25 protein-coding genes are annotated in these 23,121 nt (G+C 49.8%); 10 read left to right on the forward strand and 15 right to left on the reverse strand.

The window, feature by feature from the left end:
• Positions 1–236 precede the first annotated feature (236 nt).
• Together H6F72_RS14445 and H6F72_RS14450 are read left to right on the forward strand one after the other, a co-directional pair.
• A complete protein-coding gene (locus H6F72_RS14445) occupies positions 237–452 on the forward strand; it encodes a hypothetical protein (RefSeq protein ID WP_190436722.1) in 216 nt (71 codons plus the stop codon).
• 61 nt (positions 453–513) lie between these two features.
• A complete protein-coding gene (locus H6F72_RS14450) occupies positions 514–660 on the forward strand; it encodes a hypothetical protein (protein ID WP_190436725.1) in 147 nt (48 codons plus the stop codon).
• Between the two features lie 6 nt (positions 661–666).
• Here H6F72_RS14450 and H6F72_RS14455 read toward each other — a convergent pair whose 3' ends face one another.
• The 4 genes from H6F72_RS14455 to H6F72_RS14470 form a co-directional block, all read right to left on the reverse strand.
• On the reverse strand, positions 667–1,218 hold the full coding sequence (locus H6F72_RS14455) for a hypothetical protein (protein WP_190436728.1): 552 nt from the start codon (positions 1,216–1,218) through the stop codon (positions 667–669).
• 98 nt (positions 1,219–1,316) lie between these two features.
• Positions 1,317–1,829, reverse strand: a complete 513-nt coding sequence (locus H6F72_RS14460) for a hypothetical protein (protein WP_190436730.1) — start codon at positions 1,827–1,829, stop codon at positions 1,317–1,319.
• Positions 1,830–1,924: 95 nt separating this feature from the next.
• A complete protein-coding gene (gene rtcA / locus H6F72_RS14465) occupies positions 1,925–2,971 on the reverse strand; it encodes an RNA 3'-terminal phosphate cyclase (protein WP_190436732.1) in 1,047 nt (348 codons plus the stop codon).
• Positions 2,972–3,015: 44 nt separating this feature from the next.
• Positions 3,016–3,600 (reverse strand): DUF99 family protein, encoded by a 585-nt coding sequence (locus H6F72_RS14470; RefSeq protein WP_190436735.1) that lies wholly within the window; start codon positions 3,598–3,600, stop codon positions 3,016–3,018.
• Between the two features lie 107 nt (positions 3,601–3,707).
• On the opposite strand from H6F72_RS14470, the gene H6F72_RS14475 reads away from it, so the two are divergent.
• The 5 genes from H6F72_RS14475 (at position 3,708) to H6F72_RS14495 (ending at position 7,474) form a co-directional block, all read left to right on the forward strand.
• Positions 3,708–4,376 (forward strand): HAD family hydrolase, encoded by a 669-nt coding sequence (locus tag H6F72_RS14475; RefSeq protein ID WP_190436738.1) that lies wholly within the window; start codon positions 3,708–3,710, stop codon positions 4,374–4,376.
• Between the two features lie 36 nt (positions 4,377–4,412).
• Positions 4,413–4,922 carry a metallophosphoesterase family protein gene (locus H6F72_RS14480; RefSeq protein WP_190436743.1) on the forward strand — a complete coding sequence of 170 codons (510 nt, stop codon included), beginning with the start codon at positions 4,413–4,415 and terminating at the stop codon, positions 4,920–4,922.
• A 157-nt stretch (positions 4,923–5,079) separates the two neighbouring features.
• Entirely contained in the window at positions 5,080–6,018 is a 939-nt protein-coding gene (locus tag H6F72_RS14485) for a DUF5996 family protein (RefSeq protein ID WP_190436745.1), read from the forward strand.
• Positions 6,019–6,025: 7 nt separating this feature from the next.
• Positions 6,026–6,556: a dihydrofolate reductase family protein gene (locus tag H6F72_RS14490; protein WP_190436748.1), complete on the forward strand. Its 531-nt coding sequence runs from the start codon at positions 6,026–6,028 to the stop codon at positions 6,554–6,556.
• Positions 6,557–6,661: 105 nt separating this feature from the next.
• A complete protein-coding gene (locus tag H6F72_RS14495; protein WP_190436750.1) occupies positions 6,662–7,474 on the forward strand; it encodes an HNH endonuclease in 813 nt (270 codons plus the stop codon).
• A 93-nt stretch (positions 7,475–7,567) separates the two neighbouring features.
• Here H6F72_RS14495 and H6F72_RS14500 read toward each other — a convergent pair whose 3' ends face one another.
• From H6F72_RS14500 to petN, 9 genes are all read right to left on the reverse strand, one after another.
• Positions 7,568–9,094, reverse strand: coding sequence for an adenylate/guanylate cyclase domain-containing protein (locus H6F72_RS14500; protein ID WP_190436753.1), 1,527 nt, complete (start codon positions 9,092–9,094; stop codon positions 7,568–7,570).
• A gap of 207 nt (positions 9,095–9,301) precedes the next feature.
• On the reverse strand, positions 9,302–9,733 hold the full coding sequence (locus H6F72_RS14505; protein ID WP_190436756.1) for an archease: 432 nt from the start codon (positions 9,731–9,733) through the stop codon (positions 9,302–9,304).
• Between the two features lie 50 nt (positions 9,734–9,783).
• Positions 9,784–12,132 carry a PAS domain S-box protein gene (locus H6F72_RS14510; protein WP_190436759.1) on the reverse strand — a complete coding sequence of 783 codons (2,349 nt, stop codon included), beginning with the start codon at positions 12,130–12,132 and terminating at the stop codon, positions 9,784–9,786.
• A gap of 104 nt (positions 12,133–12,236) precedes the next feature.
• A complete protein-coding gene (locus H6F72_RS14515; protein ID WP_190436763.1) occupies positions 12,237–13,124 on the reverse strand; it encodes a GTP-binding protein in 888 nt (295 codons plus the stop codon).
• 33 nt (positions 13,125–13,157) lie between these two features.
• Positions 13,158–14,375, reverse strand: a complete 1,218-nt coding sequence (locus H6F72_RS14520; protein ID WP_190436766.1) for a low temperature requirement protein A — start codon at positions 14,373–14,375, stop codon at positions 13,158–13,160.
• 222 nt (positions 14,376–14,597) lie between these two features.
• Positions 14,598–16,061: an RtcB family protein gene (locus tag H6F72_RS14525; RefSeq protein WP_190436769.1), complete on the reverse strand. Its 1,464-nt coding sequence runs from the start codon at positions 16,059–16,061 to the stop codon at positions 14,598–14,600.
• 137 nt (positions 16,062–16,198) lie between these two features.
• Positions 16,199–16,330: a hypothetical protein gene (locus H6F72_RS30775; protein ID WP_255524968.1), complete on the reverse strand. Its 132-nt coding sequence runs from the start codon at positions 16,328–16,330 to the stop codon at positions 16,199–16,201.
• Between the two features lie 336 nt (positions 16,331–16,666).
• The gene (locus H6F72_RS14530) at positions 16,667–16,918 is read right to left on the reverse strand and encodes a hypothetical protein (RefSeq protein ID WP_190437040.1); all 252 of its coding nucleotides are present in this window, start codon (positions 16,916–16,918) and stop codon (positions 16,667–16,669) included.
• A 157-nt stretch (positions 16,919–17,075) separates the two neighbouring features.
• On the reverse strand, positions 17,076–17,165 hold the full coding sequence (gene petN / locus H6F72_RS14535; RefSeq protein WP_190436771.1) for a cytochrome b6-f complex subunit PetN: 90 nt from the start codon (positions 17,163–17,165) through the stop codon (positions 17,076–17,078).
• A 182-nt stretch (positions 17,166–17,347) separates the two neighbouring features.
• Between petN and H6F72_RS14540 the strand changes: the two genes are divergently transcribed.
• Together H6F72_RS14540 and H6F72_RS14545 are read left to right on the forward strand one after the other, a co-directional pair.
• On the forward strand, positions 17,348–17,812 hold the full coding sequence (locus H6F72_RS14540) for a hypothetical protein (RefSeq protein WP_190436773.1): 465 nt from the start codon (positions 17,348–17,350) through the stop codon (positions 17,810–17,812).
• 245 nt (positions 17,813–18,057) lie between these two features.
• Positions 18,058–20,283, forward strand: a complete 2,226-nt coding sequence (locus H6F72_RS14545; RefSeq protein ID WP_190436776.1) for a PAS domain-containing protein — start codon at positions 18,058–18,060, stop codon at positions 20,281–20,283.
• A gap of 35 nt (positions 20,284–20,318) precedes the next feature.
• On the opposite strand, the gene H6F72_RS14550 is transcribed toward H6F72_RS14545, so the two are convergent.
• Positions 20,319–20,990 (reverse strand): SDR family oxidoreductase, encoded by a 672-nt coding sequence (locus tag H6F72_RS14550; protein ID WP_190436778.1) that lies wholly within the window; start codon positions 20,988–20,990, stop codon positions 20,319–20,321.
• A 100-nt stretch (positions 20,991–21,090) separates the two neighbouring features.
• Positions 21,091–21,741 (reverse strand): DUF938 domain-containing protein, encoded by a 651-nt coding sequence (locus H6F72_RS14555; protein WP_190436780.1) that lies wholly within the window; start codon positions 21,739–21,741, stop codon positions 21,091–21,093.
• A gap of 123 nt (positions 21,742–21,864) precedes the next feature.
• On the opposite strand from H6F72_RS14555, the gene H6F72_RS14560 reads away from it, so the two are divergent.
• On the forward strand, positions 21,865–23,088 hold the full coding sequence (locus H6F72_RS14560; RefSeq protein WP_190436783.1) for an FAD-dependent monooxygenase: 1,224 nt from the start codon (positions 21,865–21,867) through the stop codon (positions 23,086–23,088).
• Positions 23,089–23,121 lie beyond the last annotated feature (33 nt).

A 23,121-nucleotide genomic window follows, 5' to 3' on the forward strand; every position in this document is an offset into this window, starting at 1 on the left:
TGCTCGCGTCTCGCTTCCTGCTTTTATTTTACGCAGTTGTTACTGTTTACTCACACCGTGGCGATCGCAGTACTACCAATCGCTTGCTAGCATTGCCTCTGAAGCTTTTCTGTATTTTGAATCACTAAAAGTTTTTCTAGTCAGTTGCCCCCTATGAGGGGTTCAGATCCAGGCAATCCCTGCGATTTTGGTTTGTATGTAGATTGATCTCAGTTTTGCCCTGTTGTTGAATCACCATGAGTTCTCCCGGACGCTTTGAAGAATTGATTGAAGCACGCGCCAAGACGCTTGATGATATCCGAGTCACCATTGAGCGCATTCACTACTTAATTGGTCTAATCGCAAAACAGATCGAATTAGAGCAGCAGTGGTCGAACGCTAATCCTGACTCCGGGCCCACAAAGAGCGAGGAGGTAAGTTTATCAGTTATCGAAGATTGGCGGCTTAGGTAGAAGCGATCGCTCAACTGATTCAAGCTTGTTCAACTTCAGCAGAGCTGGATGATATGGGGCTATGGCTCTATCAAGAGCTAAAAAATTTAAATATGACGAGTGGAACCGTCAGTACTTGCGCGAAACTTGGTCGCAACGGCGAGCTGCACTCCTGACTGCGGCGCAACCAATCCGTCAGCCCCTCCTATTGGGGAGTCTAACGGCGTAAATCTGGTTAATCCGCGATCGCCCAACGCAAATAGGGTTGTCCCTTCACCACATTCTGATAGGTGATTTCGCTCAGAGGTCTCCCCTTTAAAACATCTAGATCGAAGCGGAAGTAGGCGTTGCCAAATTGCAACCAAATATTGTACTCAGGCGCATTGGGAGCGACGACCCAGCCGACACAAGAAGCGTAGGTTTTCTGCAAAGGCGCACCATAGATCACCACGCGATCGCGCACATCCATAAACTTGGCAGGCGCTGAGGCGATCGCCGACATATTCATGATCACGGTGTTTTCGGCTCCGCCTTCGTAGTAGCGCGAGGCAGTCCAGAGACGAATAGTAGAAGGACAATTCCCGGAAGACCGATGCACTGGCAACGTAGTGTTGGGTGGCCCGGAGAGAATTTCTGGCACCTTGACTGGAGTCGTTCGGACGGCAGCGGATTGGGTGGTAGATGGGCTATTGGGTTGAGCGATCGCAGGGGCATCAGTGGTTAGGAGCGCTGACAGCAGCCCCACAGCGGTTGAAGTTGTGGTTAAAGCTGACCAAAAGTTTGTCATACAGAAAAGTTGGGGGTGAGGAGCTGTGCATGGCTCCAAGAGCTTCACCCCCCATTTCTTAAGCTGTAGGCCAGTCTTTGATTTGTCTTACTTGTAGTTTAGGCCGCTGTGAGTTCGGCGTAACCTTGCAGGTTCTCCGGTTCAAACTGACGCAGCACATGAGTTGCTTGGTGAGTCAGTTCTTCCGACCCTTGCACCACCACTAAGTATTTCCCCGCATTGAGGCGATTGCGGTAGGGCAACGCATCTCCACTGCCCACAGATAAACCCACGCCCCCACCAACCAAGAAAGCCCCCAAAGCCGCAGAAGCAGCTCCCAGAAGCCCGCCAATAATATGGTTGCCAACGGCAGCGATCGGCAAGATAGCAATTCCGGTTAGATAGTTGAAGGCGTAACCCGCCACAAAGCCAAAAGGAATTAACCAGACAGCTAAGCTTGTTGCACCTTTTTTTGCTTGGCTGTTGGGGTCAATCAAGCCGTATTCATCTGCACTTTTGTAACCCCTACCCAGAATATCTACCTGACTAAGAGGTAGACCTGATTTTTCTAAGGCTGTGTAAGCCGCCTCTGCCTGGTTCCGATCGGGTAAAACCGCCACTAGATAATTCATACAATGTCTCACTTTCCCGCGCATCCTTTACCTTGAATGGTAAGTAGGTGAGTGAGATCAGCTTCAGTCTGCGGGGAGAAATAGTCGTGGCTTCGCTAATGATTGGGTGTGACGGTGACAACTTGCGTATCTGGAGCGATCGCTACCTGAGCTAAACCAAATTGCTCAATCACCCAAGCGTTGGTCGTGAGGTGCAAGCTCACCTCTGCGACTCGGTATTGGCTCAGCTCCGTAGCGAGAGCAGCAGGCAACAACAACTGATCCGCCAAATGCACATCTATCGGCGCATCTGTAGCCTGAAATGCCAGGAACTCCTGTACGGCCATTTCTGCGACTTTTTCCGCCGCTAAACCGACTTTGCCGATGGCACTAAACCCAGCCCGAATATGTTGGTATTCTGCGGTGAGAAACATCCCTGCCCCAGGTGCAATCCCTTTTGCCCGCAGGGGTTGCACATCGGATTGCAGTTGCGCTTGCTGTAACAGGTTATAAGCTCGGCTCGCCATCCGCTGAGGGATATGGGCAGGCAACTCTGTCACCACAGCCAATCCTTGCACCTGCTTCAGCTTGCCCCGCTCTAGCACTTCAATGCCTTGCAACGGTGTTTGGCTCCCTGTAATCTCTAGAGCGACCTCGCCGTTTCCCTGGGGATACCAACCCCAAGCTTGCAGTTGCATTTGTGCCTGTACCCCCATCTGCTGCACCGTCGGCAGATACACCTGTTCGATGTAGGTAATGGGTGGACTCCAAGCCACATGAGTCCCACCCCGGAGCATGACATGAGAATCACCTGGACTGAGGGCTAAAGGCAGCAGAATCGTTTGCAAAATCAGCGCGATCGCTCCAGCCGAGCCTGCCCCTGTCGTTTCTGCCACATCAAATTTGTATTGTCCTGGTTGCGGCGACGCCGTGGGCCGAAATTCTAGGGTAGTGGAGCCGACCGCATCTCCTACTAGCTCCGCTCGACATATCTCGGCAGCAGCTCGGACAGCCGTGAGGTGCTGAATCGCTAATCCTGGTTTCTTGCGTCCTGCTCGGATGCGATCGATCCGAATCGGTTGCCCTGTGATTGCTGCCAAACTCAAGCTGGTGCGGAGAATCTGGCCGCCCCCTTCACCATAGGAACCATCAATTTGCAACATAGCCCTACCCAACAGTTGCTTTTTTCTCTCTCAGGTTTACCGCACTATGCTTGTCGCCCACTCTCCCCTTTGACTACTGCTGCGGTAATCAGGTGAGCAATTCGCAGCGCTTCTGGCACATGACCGCGATCGCTCAGACGAGGGAGAGCTTGAGCAATCAATTCTGGCGGTGCTCCGCAGACTTGAAAGTAAAAAGGCGATCGCGCATAAATACAACCCGCTTTTTGCATCATTTCCAAGCGGCGATCTGCTTCTGGTAAGCGCTGCATTGCGTGTTTGACTGCCAGCAAGTCAGGCTGCCGTCGCATCACGGCCACACAAGGTTTGCCGAGTCGTTCTGCCAGCACAGGGAGATCAATCACGTTGAAGCCGCCCAAGGAGATGCCATCGAGCAACACCAAATGCAGTTGTGGCAAAAACTTTCGTCCGATCAGCAACCGACAAAGCTCCTCGGTGGCATCCCAGCCATCCGGTTGAATCTCACCCCAAACCATGCCTTCAAACCGAGTTCCCGCACAAACGACTCCCGCGACTGGCACCGGAGCAGGCGATCGCCGCACAAAAGGCGCATCATCAAACCCAATCACCCGAATCGTCCGATTATTTCGCAGCAAGCCTTCTAAATCCATGCAGTCCCGCTACAATCCCAAGTCTCAATCTTCTCATCTCCAAGACTGATGAAGTGATTTTAAGCCTATGCGACTATGCAAGAAATTTGCTCAAAAGGGAAACCGCAGTGGCGCTTAAAGGTGTAATTCTGGATGTAGATGGAACACTAGTGTTGAGCAACGATGCTCATGCTCAAGCCTGGGTGGAAGCCTTTGCTGCTTTTGGCTATGAAGTTCCTTTCGAGAACGTGCGGCCCTTAATTGGTATGGGTGGTGATCAGATCATTCCACAAATGGTGTCAGATCTAAATAACAAAGAAGGGGTAGGAAAAGAAATTAGCACTCGTCGTAAAGAGCTGATTCTCAACAAATTTGGCAATGAATTAGATTCCGCCAATGGTAGCCGAGACCTGGTTTTGAAGATGCAGGAACAAGGCTTACACCTGATTATTGCGACTTCCGCTACTAAGGAAGAACTGAAAATTCTACTAAAAGTCGCTCAAGTAGATGATCTGCTCCATGAAGCCACTGCCTCTGGGGATGCCGAACATTCCAAACCTGCGCCAGATATTGTGGAAGCGGCTCTAGCTAAAAGCCAAATGACCCCCGAAGAAGTCGTGATGATAGGCGATACGCCTTATGACATTGAGGCCGCAGGCAAAGCGGGAGTTGGAGTGATTGCAGTGCGTTCTGGTGGCTTCCCAGATGAGCAACTGGCGGATGCGATCGCCATCTACAACGATCCAGCAGATCTCCTAGCTCACTATGACAATTCTCCTTTAGCTCAGGCAGCATAGCCAGAGTAGTTTGAGGCAGCGGGCAATGGTGGAGCAATGGAGCAAGCCATAAAGTCAGGGACGCAAGTAGGAGTGATTGCGGATACTCACGGGCTTTTGCGTCCTGAAGCGATCGCTGCCTTAAGGGGTTCTGATCTGATTCTGCACGCAGGAGACATTGGCAAGCCAGAGGTATTGGCAGGATTGCAAGCCATTCCTACTCCTGCGTCAGGGCAATCTCCCATGCCTGTCATTGCTATCCGAGGCAACAATGACAAAGCTAGTTGGGCGGAGGCGATTCCAGAGCAGGAGAGCATCAAAATTGCAGACATCTCCATCCACATGCTGCATATCCTCCAAGAGCTCAAGTTTGCTCCCCAAGCGGCTGGATTTCAAGTTGTGATTAGCGGACATTCCCACAAACCGTTGATAGAAGAACGGGGAGGTGTCTTGTATGTGAATCCAGGGAGCGCAGGGCCGAAGCGCTTTAAGTTGCCGATGTCAGTGGCCCGCCTATCCATCACAGGGGCGAAGGTACAAGCAGAAATCGTCCCATTGGCTGTGTAAGTGGCTTTTTCAAGCATCCGGGCGATCGCCTGTTTAGGCTGGTATCAAGGGCGATCGCTGATTGGGTTCTCACTCAACCGAATAAATTGCTAAAGAAAGCAGGGTTGCTGCGGCATAGCCAGTTTAATAAGGACAGGATGATCTGGAGGTTCACTTCATGGCAACTCCTGTGCATAACACCGCTAGCAATAGTTTTTGGCCGAGCCTGCCAGTGACGGCATGGCAAGATACCTATGCAACTCTGCATCTGTGGACTCAAATTGTCGGCAAGATTCGGCTCGCCCTGGCCCCTAAGCTGAATCATTGGTGGCATTCCACGCTGTATGTCACGCCCAGAGGCTTGACGACCTCTGCTATTCCTTACCAAACCCGTCTCTTTCAGATTGATTTTGACTTCCTCGATCACAACTTACGCATTGAAACGAGTGATCGCGCTACCAGAAATATCCCTCTCGTTTCTCGTTCTGTAGCAGATTTTCACCAAGAGATCATTGGCACCTTGCGTGAACTGGGGATTGCAGTCCAAATATGGACTATGCCGCAAGAAATCGCTGATCCCATCCGCTTTGAGCAAGACCATCAACATGCTACCTATGATCCAGAGTATGCTCAGCGACTTTGGCAGATTCTGGTGCAAACACACCGGGTCATGACTGTATTTCGCTCCCGCTTTATTGGTAAAGCGAGTCCGGTACATTTCTTTTGGGGCAGCTTTGACCTAGCAGTAACCCGCTTCTCGGGTCGTCTTGCCCCAGAACATCCTGGTGGCGTTCCCCACATGGCCGATTGGGTAACCAGAGAAGCTTACTCGCATGAAGTGAGCAGTTGTGGCTTCTGGCCCGGAGGCGGCACCGTGGCGGAGCCGATCTTCTACGCTTACGCCTATCCTGGTCCTGAAGGGTTTCGAGATTATGTGATTCAACCTGCGGAAGCCTTCTACAGCCCCGATCTCCAAGAATTTGTTTTGCCCTACGCAGCTCTACAACAGGCAACCGATCCAGATGCCATGCTCCTTGCCTTCTTTCAAACCACTTATGAAGCTGCTGCCGACTTAGCTCATTGGGATCGAGCTGCGTTAGAGCCTACCAACCAGTAACAGCAAGATGCGCTCAATTCAACTATTCATTGCTACCAGTCTAGATGGATATATTGCCAGAACATCAGGAGACGTGGATTGGCTATTTACAGACCAAGACTACGGCTACACTGAGTTTTTTGAACAAGTCGATACAGTTTTGATGGGGCGTAAAACCTATGAGCAAGTTTTGGGCTTTGGCGAGTATCCCTATCACGGCAAAAAAGGATATGTTTTCTCCAAAACACAACAACAGCAACAAGATGAAAATGTAGAGTTTGTCAGCGCTGACTGGGTTAACTTCCTGAACCAGTTACGTCACGCTCAAGGGCAAAATATCTGGCTAGTAGGCGGCTCTGAACTCATTCGTTTTTGTCTCCAACATGGTTTTGTGGATGAACTGATTCTCTCAATTCACCCCATTATTCTGGGTGATGGCATTCCTCTGATTGCTCATGACCCCACTCTTGAGACATTGCTGAAGTTGCAACATACCAAAAACTATGAAACAGGGCTGCTCCAAGTTACTTACGCAATTCAGAAGCAGGTAGAAAAATAGCTGCTCAAGCTTGCGATCGCCACAGGCCAGACCCTACCCATTCTGTTAGAGCTAATTTTGCTGGGGGAATACTAAAGATTAGGTAGAGTTTACTTAACTGTCACGATGGCCATCTCTAATCAGACCCGTAGGATTCTGTGGAAACGATCGGGCGATCGCTGTGCTGTTTGTCAGCGTCGATTGGTCGTGCACGCCACTGAATCATACTTAGAGTCGGCAATTGGGAATGAATGTCATATTGTGGCACCCAAACCCAATGGCCCCCGTGGTAATTTCCCGCTGACTGTGGAAGAGCTAGATGACTACTCCAATCTCATTTTGCTCTGTCAAATTCATCATCAACTGGTTGATGCTCAGCCCCACACATATCCTGTAGATAAGTTAAGGGAGATCAAGCGCAGACATGAAGCGTGGATCAGAGATGCATTTAACCTAGAGCTGCCAGCATCAGAACCAATTCAATCTCCTTTGCTACTCTACAGAATGGAGACTGGCCTTCAACTCATATCTCTATTGCGTGGTAGCCATGCTTCCCGGTTTCATCATGACCATCTAGATAGCGATAGAACCGAACTGGCAAACGAGTTTTTGCAAAACTTTCAGGAGCGTCTTGATAGCTGGGATGCGATCGCCAGTCAAGATAGAATCACTGCTCAACTGACGCTAAACCGTTCTATCTGCAACCTAGAGGCGAATGGCTTGTTGGTTTATGCGGCCCGGCAGCAGGAGCGACACCAAGTAGAAAATTTAGTCATAGATGACTGGCAAGTTGGTTACTTATTGGTCGTCAACCAAGTCAACCCCATTACTGCCAATCGGAGTGAAGCTCTAGAACGGCTGATGGGATTCAAGCTGGCAACAGATCGTGAGTTTGCCAGTTATATCCTGATTCAGCTACAACATGAACAAATTCGATAAACAACGAATCAGTACCGCATCATCCGGGCTAAGCCTAAACTGACTCCTGTTTCTCGACTTGGTTCGTCTTGTACCAAGAACCAAACTCCTGTTTCAGGCTACAGAGGCAGGAGTTAGATAAAGATTGGCGTGGCTTTTCCTGCCTGTCAGTAAATAGGCTGTGATGGCTCCTTTCCCCTTGACCTCAATTGAACCTCTAGGCTCGAAGCTGTAGTCATCTCGGAGGCATTCGTAAGTAGCCGCAGTAACTTGAATTTCTCCTGGTAACCCATGAGATTCCATGCGGCTGGCAACGTTGACCGTATCGCCCCAAAGGTCGTAGATAAACTTCTTGGTGCCAATCACGCCAGCTACCACTGGACCTGTGTTAATGCCAATTCGGAGGCTGCAATTCTGGTGATAGCGGCTATTGAATTTGTGAATCTCTTCACGCATGGCTAGAGCCATTTCGGCGATCGCTTGGGGATGGTCAGGTCGTAGCGTGGGTAAGCCTCCCACCACCATATAGGCATCTCCGATCGTCTTGATTTTTTCTAAGTCATATTGTTCGCTCAGGCGATCGAAGGCGGAAAAGATCTCATTCAACATCGCCACGAGTGCTTCCGGAGGCACTTGTTCGGCCAATTGGGTAAAGTTGACCAGATCCGCAAACAAAATTGTGGCCGAGGCAAAACCATCCGCAATATTGCTCTGACCGTCTTTGAGCTTTTGGGCAATGGGGGGTGGCAAAATATTCAGCAACAAGCGTTCTGATTTTCCTTGCTCGATCGCTAATTCCTGATTTGCGGACTGAAGTTGAGCCGTACGCTCAATCACGCGCAACTCCAGCTCCTTAGAAGTTTGACGTAAGCGACCAATCACCAATGCAATTCCTGATAGCGCTAGGAGCGACAGAGTGGTGAGCATGAGGAAGGTGCCACGTAATCCAGCATTGGTTTGAGCCATAAACGTATCGAGCGGTCGAGTAATCTCCAGCGCACCTCGCACATCTCCGACTCGCCAATCTCGTTTCGGGCTATTGGGGTCATTATTATGGCAACTGACGCAACTAGCCTGCATGATGTCTGCTTGGGCATAGCGCAGAGCCGGACGGCCTTGAAAAGTTTCGATTCTATAGAAGGGTTGCTCAGGATGCTGGGTCAGATAACGCAGAGCTTCACGCTCAAACTCATCTTTAGGGCCACCTTCAGCTTTTCGGCTAGGAAACGGGTAGTCACTATACAGCCGTACCGACATGCCAGGATTTTTGTCGCTCAGGTGATGACTCAGCTCGATCAAATAGGTGGCTGGGACTGGGATTGCACCTGGGGTATTTGTGTAGTCATACGTCACTGTAATTCCGGGAACACCTGCGACTCGTCTGACCGCCTCGGAACTGTAGAGGGTGCGAGCTTCTTCAATGGCTTGAGCATACAAAGCAGCGCTCTGAAGTGCCTGAGACTTAATCAAGCTAGATGAGAGCCGCGACATATTCCACAAAGCCCCCGACACCCCAGCAATGAATAGGAGAGTCAGAATCAAAACGGTTTTTCTATTCAGGAGTTGCAATAGAAATTGAATGCCGTTTGAGAAAAATTGACGGGTGGAACGCTCAAACGAGTTAGCGGCTTCTCGATGCATTACTCCTTTCCTGGTTGCTTGCGGTGTTGTCTCTCCATAACCAGTATCTACACCCATTCCGGAGTAATTACTTAGGCTCTGTATACTTTTCGTGCCAGAACCTAGTTTAACCGGAGAGCCACCCAGCAAAAAATTAGTTCATCATGACTTTATGGATTAGGTGCATATCAACTGCGATCGCTCACATAACCTGTCGTTCTAGCACCGCTAAATATCTAAAATCACCAGTGCTGTCCAACCTTCTGGTGTTTGTTCTAGCTTAAATCGATGTAATGTCACTGCTTTCACATCGACTCGCTGCTGGTGGCGTTCTGGATCAAGCTCTTCTCCCTTTGCCATTGCCGTTAGGTAGTAAAGCGTATCCTTTTGCTCAATTTGTACCTGTTGAGGGCGCAGGAGGAGTTGTTCGCTGTCTTTGTAGTAAACAAACTCTTGTAAAAAATTGAATAACAAGAGATCTAACTCGTCGTTATCTAGGGTAAAGGTGCGGGTTTCTTGAGGTGCGATCGCCTCTAGGTTGTCAATCATGGTATTGGTGACTGCATCTCCTGCTGCCAAAAATACTTCTTCCAAATCCTTGCCCCAAGCTTGGAAGGCAATATCCGCGATCGCAATATCTTCTAAGAATTCGTAAGACATACTATTCGTTAGTTAAAATGCAATTCTCTTTAAGCTCTATGTTTGCAGATCTAAATTGGTTCTACGTTGCTCTCAGGTAAGGGAAACCAAGCAGAGAAGGTGCTGCCAACTCCACAGGTAGAGGTAAACGAGACCTTGCCTCCATGTAACTCGACTAATCGCTTAGTCAGGGCTAACCCCAAACCTGTTCCTCCATGCCGTCGATCGGTGGCTCCATCTACTTGCTGAAAAGTTTGGAACAATAAATGTTGATCTTCAACAGGAATACCAATTCCTGTATCGCTAACGGATAAACCTACAAACATAGAAGTAGATGCACCCTGCAAAGTCGCTTCTTCCTCCACCTCCAACACATTGAAGCTCTGTAACTCCACATCAGTTACAACTTGAGTCTTCAGCGTAATGGTGCCGCCTCCTGGCGTAAACTTGATCGCATTGGATAGATAGTTTAGCAACACTTGTAAAATTCGCTGGCGATCGCCCAGAATGAATTCACAAGCCAGAGGAAGTTCTTGAGATAACTGCTGCTGTTTACTCAAGGCTCGCACCTCTACCATTTCTAGAGCGGCTTGGCATAACGCTGCGAGATTCAGCTCCTCAAAATCAAGCTCTAGCTTGCCTGCTTCGATTTTAGCTAGATCCAACAAATCATTGATCAGTGCGAGTAAATGGTCACCACTAGAGTGAATCAGGGATAAATACTGCTCTTGTTTAGGATTCAAAGCTCCAAAATTCTTTTGCAGCAACACGCTGGAGAAGCCTAGAATCGAAGTGAGAGGTGTCCGCAACTCATGCGACATATTGGTGAGAAATTCTGACTTTAAGCGCGAAACTTCGGTCAGCTGTTCATTCTGGGCTTGTAATTGGCGTGTTAACGCTTGCAATTGCTCGTTGGCTTGCTTGCGCTCGGTGATGTCTTCCACAGTGCCCACATGACCCATGAGTTGACCATTATCGGCAAACAAAGGAGACGAGCGAGAATGTACCCAGCATACTGTCTCTCGTCGCTGGAAGCGAAACTCATCTGAGTATGCTTGGCCCGATGACGCGCAGTAAAACCAATAAGCGGCCACTCTCTCCCGATCTTCGGGATGAATCGCTTGAGCCCACCCTTCGCCTAAGGCTGCTTCAAAGGTAAGACCTGCGATCGCCTGCCAGGAAGGATTGGTATAAGTGCAATTTCCTTGGGTATCCGTGAGAAAAATCCCCAAGGGAGAACAGGCACTCAAAGAGCGAAAGCGTTCTTCACTTTGCCGCAGGGCTTCTTCCCCTTGCTTACGCTCAGTGATATCTAATGAGACTCCACAGAAAGCGTAAACTTCCCCACTTGCGTCCTGAAGCGGAAATTTGATGCGGAGGAAAGTATGAACGCCATCGGGTAAGGTCATATCATTCTCAAATGTCATGACTTTGGCTGAGGCAAAAATCTCTTCATTTTCTTGAAAGAACACAGCCGCTGCTTCAGGAGGCAAAAAATCGCGTAGATTTTGCCCTTCAATTGGGTTTCCGAAAAGTGGTCCAAATATCCGATACCATTCGGCGTTGGCAAACCTCATATAACCCTCCACATCAATGATGTAAATGATGGCGGGAGTATAGTCTAGAAGGGACTGCATTTGGGCGCGTGAGGCGGAAAGCTCTGCGGTTCGCTCTTGCAATTGCTGCGCCAATGACTGCAAACGCTCCTCAGCCTGCTTACGCGCAGTAATATCTACACAAGACCCTTGGAAGAACTGCACTTGATCTGCCTCATCTCGCACAGGGACAGCCCGATCTAAGATCCAATAGAGCGTACCTTCTTGGTCTAGAATGCGATACTCAGCTTCAAAAGGTTGGCCTGCGGTCAGGCTCTCTGTGGATGCACGGATCACCCACTCTCGATCTTCTGGATGGATGCTATCTATCCAGCCGTTGCCCAGGATTTGCTCTGAAGTTAGCCCTAACCAAGCGCATAAGTGCTGGTTCATAAACTCATGGCTAGAACTGCCGACAACATACAGTCCGACTGGAGCGTTGTCTAAAATGGTTCTCAGTTGCAGCTTAGAACGTGGCCCACGCTGGTGTTGAGAGGGAGCTGTATGCAGTCTCATCAGCGCGCTGATCAATATTCCCTCTAGTGCAAAGACACTCCACTCAACCAGGTCATTCGGCGCGATCGCCCCACTAGAGGTCAGAGATGGTGGAGAAGAGTAGGCGCAAGCAACACCCATCAGAACTGTAGCGAGGAGACCTGGCCCGAGACCTCCATATCTTGCACTCAAAATGACCGGGGCGAAACCAATCAGCCAAGGGTTTGCTGCAATCGTCGGGTCGGAGGCTAGCAAAATCAGGAGTGAGGCGATCGCAACTAGCAACACAGCGCTACCATAGCGCCAGAGTTGGGAGAGGGCGACTTCCAAAATGCTCTAACCTCCGTATTTCTGAACAAGCGGTCATGGTCAACAGTTCAGTAGAGTGTAACCAATTGACTCTGATTCATGCTATTGCGGAGAATACGCTTGTCTTAATGCTCACATAACTTGAGGCGCTGTAAGATTTCGGCTTGGTGCTCGTTCACCTGTTTGCCAATAAAGACTAGCTCTGTCGTTGCTTGCTCAAAGGGTTCGAAGTCCCAACGACCCGCGACAAAGTTAAATAGATAAATATCGTCTACAAACCGCACAAAGCCCTTAGCTCGATAGATGCTTGGAGCCAAACTACCGGCAAACTCTTCAAAACAGGCGCGATCGAACGTAGCAGGTGAGGTGTAACTGAAGGAATCAAACTCTGGCTGGTGAATGTGATGGGGTGGTTGAAGCGATCGCTCCGCTTTGGCAATCCCAAACAATAAGGCTGGGTCAATTTGGCCGCGTTGGGTGTGGAAGATAGGAGCTGTTTCGTTAAAGCGGTGGAGTTTAGCGGCGATCGCTTCCAGCTCACTCTCTGCCACCAAATCCACCTTGTTGAGCAAAATGGCATCGGCTGCCTCAATCTGAATTCGCCCAGTATGGCCTATTTGCGGATATTGAACCAAACCATCGGCATCAATCACGGTCACCACGCCATCGAGCCGCACCACTGGAATACTTTCTTGAATGTCAAACACCAGAGCATCGGGTTCCGCTAAGCCAGTGGTTTCTACCACAATTAGATCTGGGTTGACGGTTTCAATAATCTCATTCACTGCTGCCTCAAACTCTCCCAAGAGTGAGCAGCAAACACACCCCCCACCCAAGTCCGCCATGCTCACATTCTGGCCTTGAATCACTTTGGCATCGATCGCAATCTCACCAAATTCATTCATCAAGATGGCAATCTTTTGAGAAACAGTAGCGAGAATATGTCGTAGCAATGTGGTTTTGCCACTACCGAGAGGGCCTGTAATCAGGGTGAGGGGGGTGCGAGTTGTCATAGGTTTGAGCCAATGCAGTAGCTTTTAGGGGTGTTAAGTTGGCTTGGAGGGCTGGCTGGTCTCTGTGGCAGTAGCGGGACGAGTGGCGACTGAACTGCGGAGGAGATCAAGTAGAACTTGGACGACACAAGCTAAGGCTACGAGCGTTACCAGATTCAGAGATGAGAGGCGATCGCCAACCATAGCTAGGAGCAGCACTAGAACGGCGGATGCAGTGCGATAAGCGCTCAAAATTTTGCGATACCTCGCAGTTCCCAAGGCGCAGCTCATGTAGTGAATCCCCGCTAACGCCAACAAACAAGTCGCGATCGCCGAGCACAACAGCCACCGTTCCGCACTAGAGGGAATGGCAGTAGCATCATGGGCAATTAGGTGTTCTACACCAACTCCAGCAGCGACCAATCCCATTGCTAGAGGCAGGTGAGCATAGAGCCAAGTGAGAGCAACCCGCATCTTGCCTACTTTCATCGACTTAAGGGGCGAGCCATCAGCCGTATCGAAGTATAACCACCACAGGCTAAAGGCGATCGCCAGCCCTAACAACCCTACAAGGATAGAGCCTAAGCTCCATTCGTGTTCTGCCAACCCTCCCACTACGCCGATCACAGACTCACCCAAGACAATTAAGGTAAATAGTCCTATGCGTTCTAGAACGTGGGGCATACTGGGAGGAATTTTGGCAACGAGACGACCCGCAGAGAGCGGGGTAGAGAGGTCTATCGCTAAGCTCACCACCCACAGCCCTAATCGCAAAGGAGGAGGCAGAAAAGCTGAGACTAGCCAAAGTCCAGCACTTAGGCCAAAGCCAGTGGCATACCAAGTTGTCAGCGATCGCGCGGCTGGTATGTGATGTCCCGCGTTGAGATACTGCAAGATCAAGGTGACACGAAACAGAACATAGCAGATGGCAAAGCCACTTCCGGAGCTGCTCAGCCCATGATGTACATTGACTGCCATTGCTGCGACGATCGCCATCTGTACTAAGGCAAACAAGCGATCGACAATGCTTCCGATATCAAAGCGAGTGGCGTAGAAGGTTGCTCCCACCCAGCACCACCAGATGGGCACAAATAAAATTGCAAATTTTAAGCAGCCAGTCCAGGAAATGTTGCCACTTAAGCTATGGGCTAGTTCTGCGGTCGCAGCAACGAATACTAAATCGTAAAACAGTTCCAACCAGGTAGCGTGACGCTCAGACACTTGCTCTTCATCACGACGCAAACGGGGCGGTTGCCATAAAGCTTTTGTCATGGAACCTTGACTGTCTCAGCAACAGTGAGAAACTTTGACTACTAGTTAAACGGCTGGTTAGAAGGAAGTAAAGGGGCAGTGAGAGCTAGCGGGTGAGAGTTTGGCAATTGGGCGATCGCAGCCCTTGCGAACCTCTCCCCAAACCCCTCTCCTACAAGAGAGGGGCTATGAATCTGGCTCCTCCTTCCCTACCAGGGAAGGGGGCTGGGGGGTTAGGTGCCATCAACCTTTGATGTTGCCGATGGGGGTCAGACGCGCCACCCGTTTGCTGATTCCCGCTAGCTCAGCGGCTTCGATCACATCATCTACGTTTTTGTAGGCACCGCCTGCTTCTTCAGCTAAACCGGATGCAGAAGTGCTACGGACATAAATGCCTTTAGACAGCATCTCCTTCTGCAGTACATCACCACTCCAGGTTTTGCGGGCTTTAGTTCGGCTCATTTTGCGGCCACTGCCATGAGCGGTACTAAAGAAGGTTTGGTCGCCAGTCGGGACTCCAGCCAACAAATAGGAACCGGTTTCCATACTGCCGCCAATAATCACGGGTTGGCCGTACACTTTGTAGGCTTCGGGGACATCGCTCATGTCGGGTCCAAAGGCACGAGTGGCTCCTTTGCGGTGGACGAGGAGCGATCGCGCTTGACCATCTACAATATGTTGTTCTAGCTTGGCGGTGTTGTGGGCGACATCATAGACCATCTCTAGGCCCAGGTCTTCGGCGGAGCGACCAAACACCTCAGAGAAAACTTCCCGGATACGATGCAAAATCACTTGGCGATTGGCGAAGGACATGTTGATGCCACACTGCATGGCCGCGAAGTAAGCTTGGCCTTCAGGGGAATCAAAAGGAGCGCAAGCCAGTTCTCGATCTAGCACCTTGATGCCGTACTTGCTCTCCATCACTTTCAGAAAGACCTGTAGATAGTCAGTAGCGACTTGATGGCCAAATCCTCGGCTACCACAGTGAAACATGATCACGACTTGATCGGGGATGGTGATGCCAAAGGCTCGCGCTAGCTCGCGATCGTAAATGTTTTCTTTTTTAGCAACCTGAATTTCTAAGTAGTGATTGCCTGAACCCAACGTCCCGATTTGGTTAAAGCCGCGATCGATCGCCTTTTCACTTACTTTGTCCGGATTGGCTCCGGCGAGGCAACCATTTTCTTCCATGAGTTCTAGGTCAGCTTCCCAACCGTAGCCATTGTCTACACACCAACGGGCTCCTTGTTGCAACACTTGCCGGAAGTCGTTGCGGGACAACTTGACAAACCCTTTGCTGCCTACGCCCGCAGGCACGCTTTTATATAGCTTGTCTACCAATTGCTTAATGTGCGGCTTGACGTCTTTGTAAGTGAGATTCGTGACGACCAGACGCATCCCGCAATTGATATCGAAGCCAATGCCACCGGGAGAAATCACCCCACCCTGCTCGACATCCATTGCGGCCACACCTCCAATCGGGAAGCCGTACCCGAAGTGGCCATCGGGCATACAGAGGGCGTATTTGGTGATGCCTGGTAATGTGGCGACGTTGGTGATCTGGTCAATTACGCCTTCGTCTATGTCTTTGATTAGTTTTTCGGTTGCATAGATTCGGGCAGGCACCCGCATCCCTTCTTTATAAGAAACTGGAATCTCCCAAATCGTGTCAGAAACTTTTTTAGCAACTCGATGTAACGCTTCCATATCAGCGCTCCTGCCCTATCATTCCTACTTCTAAGCATCCCTTTGGGCGAGGATTATACATCCCTATAAAGTAGGAGACAGGTGCAGGAGGTGGCAGAGGCAGACACCAGCAATTCTAGTCTTCGATTAATGGGAGATTAATGGGACGCTACATGCCGAATGGCGATCGCTGCTGTAAACAAACCCAGCCCCATTGCCAGAGCACCACCAGGAGATTCGCTCAATATTAATATCACCACAAGCATTGCCAAGGATAAGAAAATACTCATAGGGATAGCTCTACAAAAAAGAATTACTTTAAATTTCCCGAAAATCGCTGGTTATCCGCGATCGCTTTGTAACTTTTGTGTAAAAGGCTACAAGTTACAGCCACGACGCTACCAATTCTCATCACCGTATCACAGCAAAACTTGGCTTGTGGTCACGTAGATCACAAGACAGCGAACCGCAGATCACAAATTTGTAGATGCCAGGTAGATGCTAGAGAAATTCCTGGTTTCTCTTAGTTCGCACAAATCAATCTGAAGCACTCTTCAGAGATACTGAGCGATCTTTAAGTGCTGCAATTATTGATTAAAGTTAGTTTTATTCCTGACCCGCCTGAATCACTCAGATTTTTTGGCTCGACGACCTGGCGTCTTTTCCCGCTGCTCTTTGCCACGCCGATTGCGACCGCGGGATTTTTCTTGTTGCTCTTGTTCCCGGCGGACCCGACCTGGCACTTGCTCTCGCTGCTCCTGCTCCCGCCGACGGCGATCGCGCCAATCTACAGCAGTTAAATAGGCAACGCCACCAGTGACGGTGATCAGCAGCCCGAGCGCAGCAATAACGAGGATGTTAGCAACAGTAGCTTCCACAATAACTTTTGAATGAAAACAATCAAGAACGAAAAAGATTTGCCTTTGGAAGAATACTTAGATGCGTGAAGCCAATGACTCTAAGTTTGTTGATTGAGGCTTAACCCCATCCCGCCTATGGTACCCCTCCCCCTAGGGAGAGGGGACGGGGAAGGAGTTAAAACCCGTTACGGCCCCAAACCACCATCGAGATCGAAAAGGTAAAGACAGCGAGGAGAGAAACCCAGCCCAGCGTCAGAATATCCATATTGTTAAAGACAAGCCTATGAAACTACTCCGACCCTTATGATAATTCAAAACTTGAGCAATCAATGCCTCCATTTTGTCCGTTACTAGCTCGGCTCAACCCTGACAATTAATTGCAAATTTAGCGATCGGGTGGCCCAACCTGATACAATCGCGCCTTGACAGGATTGAGCAAAATTGCGCATGGTAAACGGGTCTTTCGAGCTGAATTTAGCAGAACGCATTGAATCGCTCAAAGCAGGAACCTTAGCCGCTTTGTCTGTCTGCGTGGCCTTTGCCGCGATCGCGCTTGTCAACAGTCAAGTTTTGGCTACCCAGTTTGCTAGCCTCGCCAGCCTACAAATCGCCAGTATCGAAGCCAATTTGCTCATTAGTGGTGCGATCGCCATTTTGGCGGGGTTTCTGTTCGGGGTCACCTACCGCTATGTGATCCGCGAAGACCAAAATCCGCACCTCAAGTCGGGTGTAGTATTAGCTTTTGGCTTAGTGCGTGGGTTGGCGCAGGTGGATGTGGGGTTCAACCTCCAAGGGACACTTTGGCCGTTTGGGGTGCTGGCGATCGAAAGTATCTGCCTGTTTGCGATCGCTCGTTTGGCCTTAGACTTTGCGATTCAGCAGGATTGGGTCAAACGGTTTAATTCCAACTAGGCTTTTCACCCAACCCCCTGGTTTTAGCTTGGGGTGAAACTGGGTTGAACTCAGCAATATTACGAATAAAGCCGCGCTAATTAGCTGATGCAGATTCCGTAAACAGTCTTAGAAAAATCATGACTAGATTGGGAAGTCTTAGGTCTAGTGTCAGTACTTTCTGCCCAAATTTTTGGCAACCTTAAGGCAACCTCAAAAGTTTAGGAAGCTGATGCTGCCCAAAATTAGCTTCTCAAGCAGCCCCTATGCACCATCCACTAGCAGCGACTTCTTGCCAGCCTCATCAGTTAGGCTTCACCCGCTCTCTAGGGCCTGTGCAAAATGGCGAAACCATGATTCTCGACCCTGACGGGTATGTTTGCAGTTGGAATGCAGGGGTTCAAAACTTAGAAGGCTATCAGTCAGAGGAAGTGATTGGGCAGCATTTCTCTTGCTTTTTTCCGGCTGAGGATATGGAGCAAGGTCAACCTAGCCAAGTTCTGGCAACTGCGATCGCTCAAGGTCGTGTTGCTGAGGAGAGGTGGCAGGTTCGTAAAGACGGCTCTCGATATTGGGCCAGTGTGGTTCTAACCGCACTATTTGATATCAATGGACAACTCCAAGGGATTTCTCAAGTTACTCAAGACCTCACAGCCCGTAAACTTACTGCTGAAAAGGGTGTTGAAGACAAACGCTCTGAGGCAGAAGTCGCATTAAGCATGTCTCAAGCAGAGTTAATGACTCTATTTGGGGCGATGCAAGATGTGATTTTAGTGATTAGTGCTGAAGGCCGTTACTTAAAAATTGCACCGAGTTGCACTCCCCTCCTATACCGTCCTTCAACTGATTTGGTGGGCAAGACCATGCATGAGGTACTGCCTCAAGCAGCAGCAGACTTTTTCTTACACCACATTCAGCAAGCTCTAACGACACAAACCGCTGTCAAGGTTGAGTACAGTTTACCTGTTGAGGATCAACTGATTTGGTTTGATGCCACGCTGGTCGCCTTGACCGAACAATCTGTGTTGTGGGTAGCACGAGACATTAGCGCTCGCAAGCAGGCAGAGCAAGCGCTAGTGGATCAAGTGCGACTGGCTGCCTTCCGATCCGAAGTTGATGCTTCCCTGACTCGCAGTGATGACCTCCAGGAAATGCTCCATCAATGCACCAATGCGGTGGTGGGACATTTAGATGCTGCCTTTGCCCGGATCTGGCTCCTCAACCCAGAAGAGAACATTTTAGAGCTGCAAGCTAGCTCTGGTCTCTACACCCATCTTGATGGTGCTCATGCCCGTGTCCCAGTCGGCCAGTTCAAGATTGGCCTGATTGCTGCCGAACGCGAGCCACACTTAACCAATACAGTGCTGGATGATCCTCGGGTTGGCGATAAAGTCTGGGCGCTGCGAGAGGGCATGGTGGCTTTTGCTGGCTACCCCCTCATGGTGGAAGATCAGTTATTAGGTGTAATAGCTTTGTTTGCTCGCCAGTCCCTCAGCACTTCCACTCTAGATGCTTTGGCCTTTGTGGCTCAAGAAGTCGCACTGGGCATTAAGCGCAAGCAAACAGAAACTGCCTTGCGCCAATCTGAAACCCAACTACGAGAAAAAGCCCAACAACTAGAATCAACGCTCTGGGAACTGCAACAAACCCAAACCCAAATTATTCAAAGCGAAAAAATGTCTAGCTTGGGGCAGCTTGTCGCTGGCGTAGCCCACGAAATCAACAATCCCGTCAACTTTATCTATGGCAACCTGAAACACGCGAACGAGTATACACAAGACCTCTTAGGGCTACTCCAGCTTTATCAACAACATTATCCCCATCCGATCGCAGCTGTGGAGGCGGAAGCAGCGGCCATCGATCTTGATTTCTTAGTGGAAGATCTGCCTAAACTGCTCTCTTCAATGAAAATAGGAGCCGAGCGCATCCGGCAGATTGTCGTCTCTCTGCGTCACTTCTCTCACATGGATGAGGCGGGGATGAAAGCGGTTAACCTCCATGAAGGTATTGACAGTACGCTGATGATTTTGCAGAATCGCTTCAAAGCTGGAGATGGGCACCTTGCCATTGAATTGGTTAAGGATTATGGTGATATCCCTTTGGTCGAGTGCTATGCAGGGCAGCTCAATCAGGTATTTATGAATATCCTCACCAATGCCATTGATGCTTTGGAGTCACAGAATCAACAGCGCTCCTTGCGAGAGGCGGTTCAAAATCCAAGTCGAATTTCTATTTACACAGAGAGAGCCAGTGCTGATCGAGTCCGAATCAGGATTGCTGATAATGGACTAGGGCTATCGCCAACAGTTCAGCAACGCTTATTTGACCCCTTCTTCACGACAAAGCCTGTCGGCAAAGGCACAGGTCTAGGCATGTCAATCAGCTATCAGATCGTGAAAGAAAAGCATGGCGGCTCTTTACACTGTGTTTCTGAAATTGGCCACGGTGCAGAATTTGTGATCGAGATTCCCATTAGCCAGGAGCCAAAATAAGCGATCAAGCGATCGCTAGCCTTAGATACCTGAACTTAACGCAGCGCAAATTCGGCAAACTCAACCGGGACAAACAACATCTGGCGATCAATGGCAGAGAGAATTTTGTGATTAGCGCGATCGGATCGGAGACACTGACAAACCAGGTGTGCTACATCAGCCCGATGAATCATGCCGGATACCTTCGGATCTTCTGTCAGCACTGCATTTCCGGTTGCAGGTTCAGACTTTAACCCACCCGGTCGGACAATCGTGTAGTTCAAGCCACTAGCAATCAGATGTTGCTCTGCTTTCTCCTTCTCAATCAACACAGGCCGTAACGTCTCTAATGCCTGTGGGGAAAGCGCGACAATACTCTCGCCGCTACCAATAGAAGATACCAAAATAAATTTTGCAGCTCCTACTTTCACGGCTGCATCTACTAGGTTTTTGTTGCCTAGATAGTCGGCTCTTTCTCCATCCTTAGGCAAGCCACCAATGGTGCTGATCACAGCTTGAATTGGAGTTTCCTGCATTGCCTGTTCTACTTCAACGGCGCTTAAAGCATCGCCCAGCACCACTGTAATGCCCATTGCTTCTAGTTCTGAGCGAGCTGCCTCAGAGCGCAACAGGGCCTTCACTTGGATGCCTTGTTCGACTAAACAACGAGCGATTTCTCGGCCTACACCCCGACTTGCACCCGCCAGAAAAACATAAGTCGTAGTCATCCTAAATCTATCCTCATCAAGCCTGATTAGTTCCATAGTAGAGGTAGGCATCGCCAGAAACCTACCGCTGCTCCTAGAGGATCATCAACAAAACTCGTTGCTAAAGATGCTGAAAGATCACAGAGAAATTGTTGGCAGGCATTGGTACCGTCTCCAATAAAGTCAGATTTTGAGCGTTGGCTGCTGCGACAACATCTTCTAAGTGCCGCACACCCCACTCCGGATTTTGCGATCGCAGCGTCTCATCGAAAAACTCATTGCTGGGAGCTGTGTGCTGTCCGCTTTGCTGATAAGGGCCATAGAGATACAGAATGCCCCCCGCCGGAAGTATGCGTCCTGCGCCAGCCATTAGTCCTAGACAAGCTGACCAAGGTGCAATGTGAATCATATTAATGCAGACGATCGCGCTAATGGGTGGCTCAGGCAGATCGTTACCATCGCTGACTATCTCAACAGGCCAAACAGGTTCACGGGCATCTAATTGTAAGGGCGATCGCAGATGCTTGGACGGCCATTCTTGTTGCCACGCGGCAATGCTTGCCACCATTTCAGGATTTGGGTCGCTGGGCTGCCAAATTCTTGGTTGGAGGCGTGGTGCCAAGAAGATGGCATGTTCTCCAGTGCCACTGGCTAGTTCCAAGACTGTGCCTGTGTCAGGTAACACCCGCTGCAACACTTGCAAAATCGGCTCTCGGTTGCGAGCAGTTGCAGGCGCATGGCGACAAGCATGATTGTTAGTTTGGTCAGTCAAACTGGCTTACCTCTCATTTCTCACCTTGCCCATCGTAATAGCCTGCTAGCAATCAGCATCAGTTACAGTGAGTAAATTGCCATTGTCATTTTTGTAGCTTAAGTTTCCTCCGTGCATTTAGCTATGCAACAAAACCATATTCCGACTCAACCTTCTATCAAAAAAGCAATTGTCATCGGCGGAGGTATCGGTGGCCTCACGCTCGCCCGGGCTTTTCTAGATGTCGGAATTGATGTTGAACTATATGAAAAGCGATCGCTGGATGCCATGCTCTCTGGGCCAGGCGGTATCTTTATTCAGCGCAATGCCATCCGTATCTACCAACTGTTATGGGAAGGTAAGCTTTACAACGCTCTTTACGAAAAGGGTGGCAAAATCGGCAAAGGAGGATTTTTTAGTCAGAAGGGTCGCCCCTTATACATCAATGCCCCAGAGTTTATTCAGGAAGAGAATTTAGGGATTTGTTTATTACGACCGGAGCTTCAGCAGATTCTCTATCAAGCTCTCCCTCCAGATAAGGTACATACAGAAGTCGCTTTTGAGAAATTTGAAGACTTGGGCGATCGCGTGCGAGTCTCCTTTCAAGATGGCAGCAGCACCGAAGGAGATATCCTGGTGGGAGCAGATGGACTGTATTCCAGGGTAAGAGCTAGTCTAGAGAATTGTGAGCGTCTGACACCGCCAGTTTATAGCGGCACCACTTGTTGGCGAGGTTATTTTTCTGGTGCTGGGCTGCCGTTGGACCCAGAATACAGTTGGTTGGAATTTTGGGGTAAAGGCAATCGCTTTGGCTACTTCGATGTTGGCGGCGGGCGCTTTTCGTTCTACGCCTTCCAAAACACCGCAATGGGGGGTGATGACGCCAGTCAAGGCGGTGCTTTGCCCATGTTGCGATCGCTGGCTTCCAACTATGCTGAGCCAGTCCCTGCGATTGTGAATAGTCTGGGTGAGTATCCAATTTATCGGGATGATATTTTCGATCGCGAACCGTTGGGTCAGCAGTGGGGAAAAAGCCGAGTGACTTTAATCGGCGATGCTGCCCATCCCGTACAGCCTAGCTTAGGCCAAGGAGGTTGTATGGCCATCGAAGATGCTTTCGAGCTGGCTAAGCAGTTAAAGCAAGCAGGCGATCGCACTCAGATAGTATCCCTACTGCGAGAATTTGAAGCTAGCCGCAGCCACCGGGTTGCTCAAGTATTCACCTCCTCGCGACAAGTCAGCCAACTGGGGCAGACTGACTCCACAGTGGGTTGTTTCATGCGTAACTGGATTTATCAGCTGACTCCGACTTGGTTGGGAGATTTACAATTCAAGTGGCTCTTCGATTACCACCCTACTTGGGGTTAGCAAGATTGAGCGGATTCTGAAGAAGCTGCGGCA

The sequence above is a fragment of the Trichocoleus sp. FACHB-46 genome, assembly GCF_014695385.1.
GTDB lineage: Bacteria > Cyanobacteriota > Cyanobacteriia > FACHB-46 > FACHB-46 > Trichocoleus.

Coding starts and splice junctions, on each gene's coding strand:
- H6F72_RS14445 (WP_190436722.1), top strand. CDS start 237: ATGAGTTCTCCCGGACGCTTTGAAGAATTGATTGAAGCACGCGCCAAG.
- H6F72_RS14450 (WP_190436725.1), top strand. CDS start 514: ATGGCTCTATCAAGAGCTAAAAAATTTAAATATGACGAGTGGAACCGT.
- H6F72_RS14455 (WP_190436728.1), bottom strand. CDS start 1,218: ATGACAAACTTTTGGTCAGCTTTAACCACAACTTCAACCGCTGTGGGG.
- H6F72_RS14460 (WP_190436730.1), bottom strand. CDS start 1,829: ATGAATTATCTAGTGGCGGTTTTACCCGATCGGAACCAGGCAGAGGCG.
- rtcA (WP_190436732.1), bottom strand. CDS start 2,971: ATGTTGCAAATTGATGGTTCCTATGGTGAAGGGGGCGGCCAGATTCTC.
- H6F72_RS14470 (WP_190436735.1), bottom strand. CDS start 3,600: ATGGATTTAGAAGGCTTGCTGCGAAATAATCGGACGATTCGGGTGATT.
- H6F72_RS14480 (WP_190436743.1), top strand. CDS start 4,413: ATGGAGCAAGCCATAAAGTCAGGGACGCAAGTAGGAGTGATTGCGGAT.
- H6F72_RS14485 (WP_190436745.1), top strand. CDS start 5,080: ATGGCAACTCCTGTGCATAACACCGCTAGCAATAGTTTTTGGCCGAGC.
- H6F72_RS14490 (WP_190436748.1), top strand. CDS start 6,026: ATGCGCTCAATTCAACTATTCATTGCTACCAGTCTAGATGGATATATT.
- H6F72_RS14495 (WP_190436750.1), top strand. CDS start 6,662: ATGGCCATCTCTAATCAGACCCGTAGGATTCTGTGGAAACGATCGGGC.
- H6F72_RS14500 (WP_190436753.1), bottom strand. CDS start 9,094: ATGCATCGAGAAGCCGCTAACTCGTTTGAGCGTTCCACCCGTCAATTT.
- H6F72_RS14505 (WP_190436756.1), bottom strand. CDS start 9,733: ATGTCTTACGAATTCTTAGAAGATATTGCGATCGCGGATATTGCCTTC.
- H6F72_RS14515 (WP_190436763.1), bottom strand. CDS start 13,124: ATGACAACTCGCACCCCCCTCACCCTGATTACAGGCCCTCTCGGTAGT.
- H6F72_RS14520 (WP_190436766.1), bottom strand. CDS start 14,375: ATGACAAAAGCTTTATGGCAACCGCCCCGTTTGCGTCGTGATGAAGAG.
- H6F72_RS14525 (WP_190436769.1), bottom strand. CDS start 16,061: ATGGAAGCGTTACATCGAGTTGCTAAAAAAGTTTCTGACACGATTTGG.
- H6F72_RS30775 (WP_255524968.1), bottom strand. CDS start 16,330: ATGAGTATTTTCTTATCCTTGGCAATGCTTGTGGTGATATTAATATTG.
- petN (WP_190436771.1), bottom strand. CDS start 17,165: ATGGATATTCTGACGCTGGGCTGGGTTTCTCTCCTCGCTGTCTTTACC.
- H6F72_RS14540 (WP_190436773.1), top strand. CDS start 17,348: ATGGTAAACGGGTCTTTCGAGCTGAATTTAGCAGAACGCATTGAATCG.
- H6F72_RS14545 (WP_190436776.1), top strand. CDS start 18,058: ATGCACCATCCACTAGCAGCGACTTCTTGCCAGCCTCATCAGTTAGGC.
- H6F72_RS14550 (WP_190436778.1), bottom strand. CDS start 20,990: ATGACTACGACTTATGTTTTTCTGGCGGGTGCAAGTCGGGGTGTAGGC.
- H6F72_RS14560 (WP_190436783.1), top strand. CDS start 21,865: ATGCAACAAAACCATATTCCGACTCAACCTTCTATCAAAAAAGCAATT.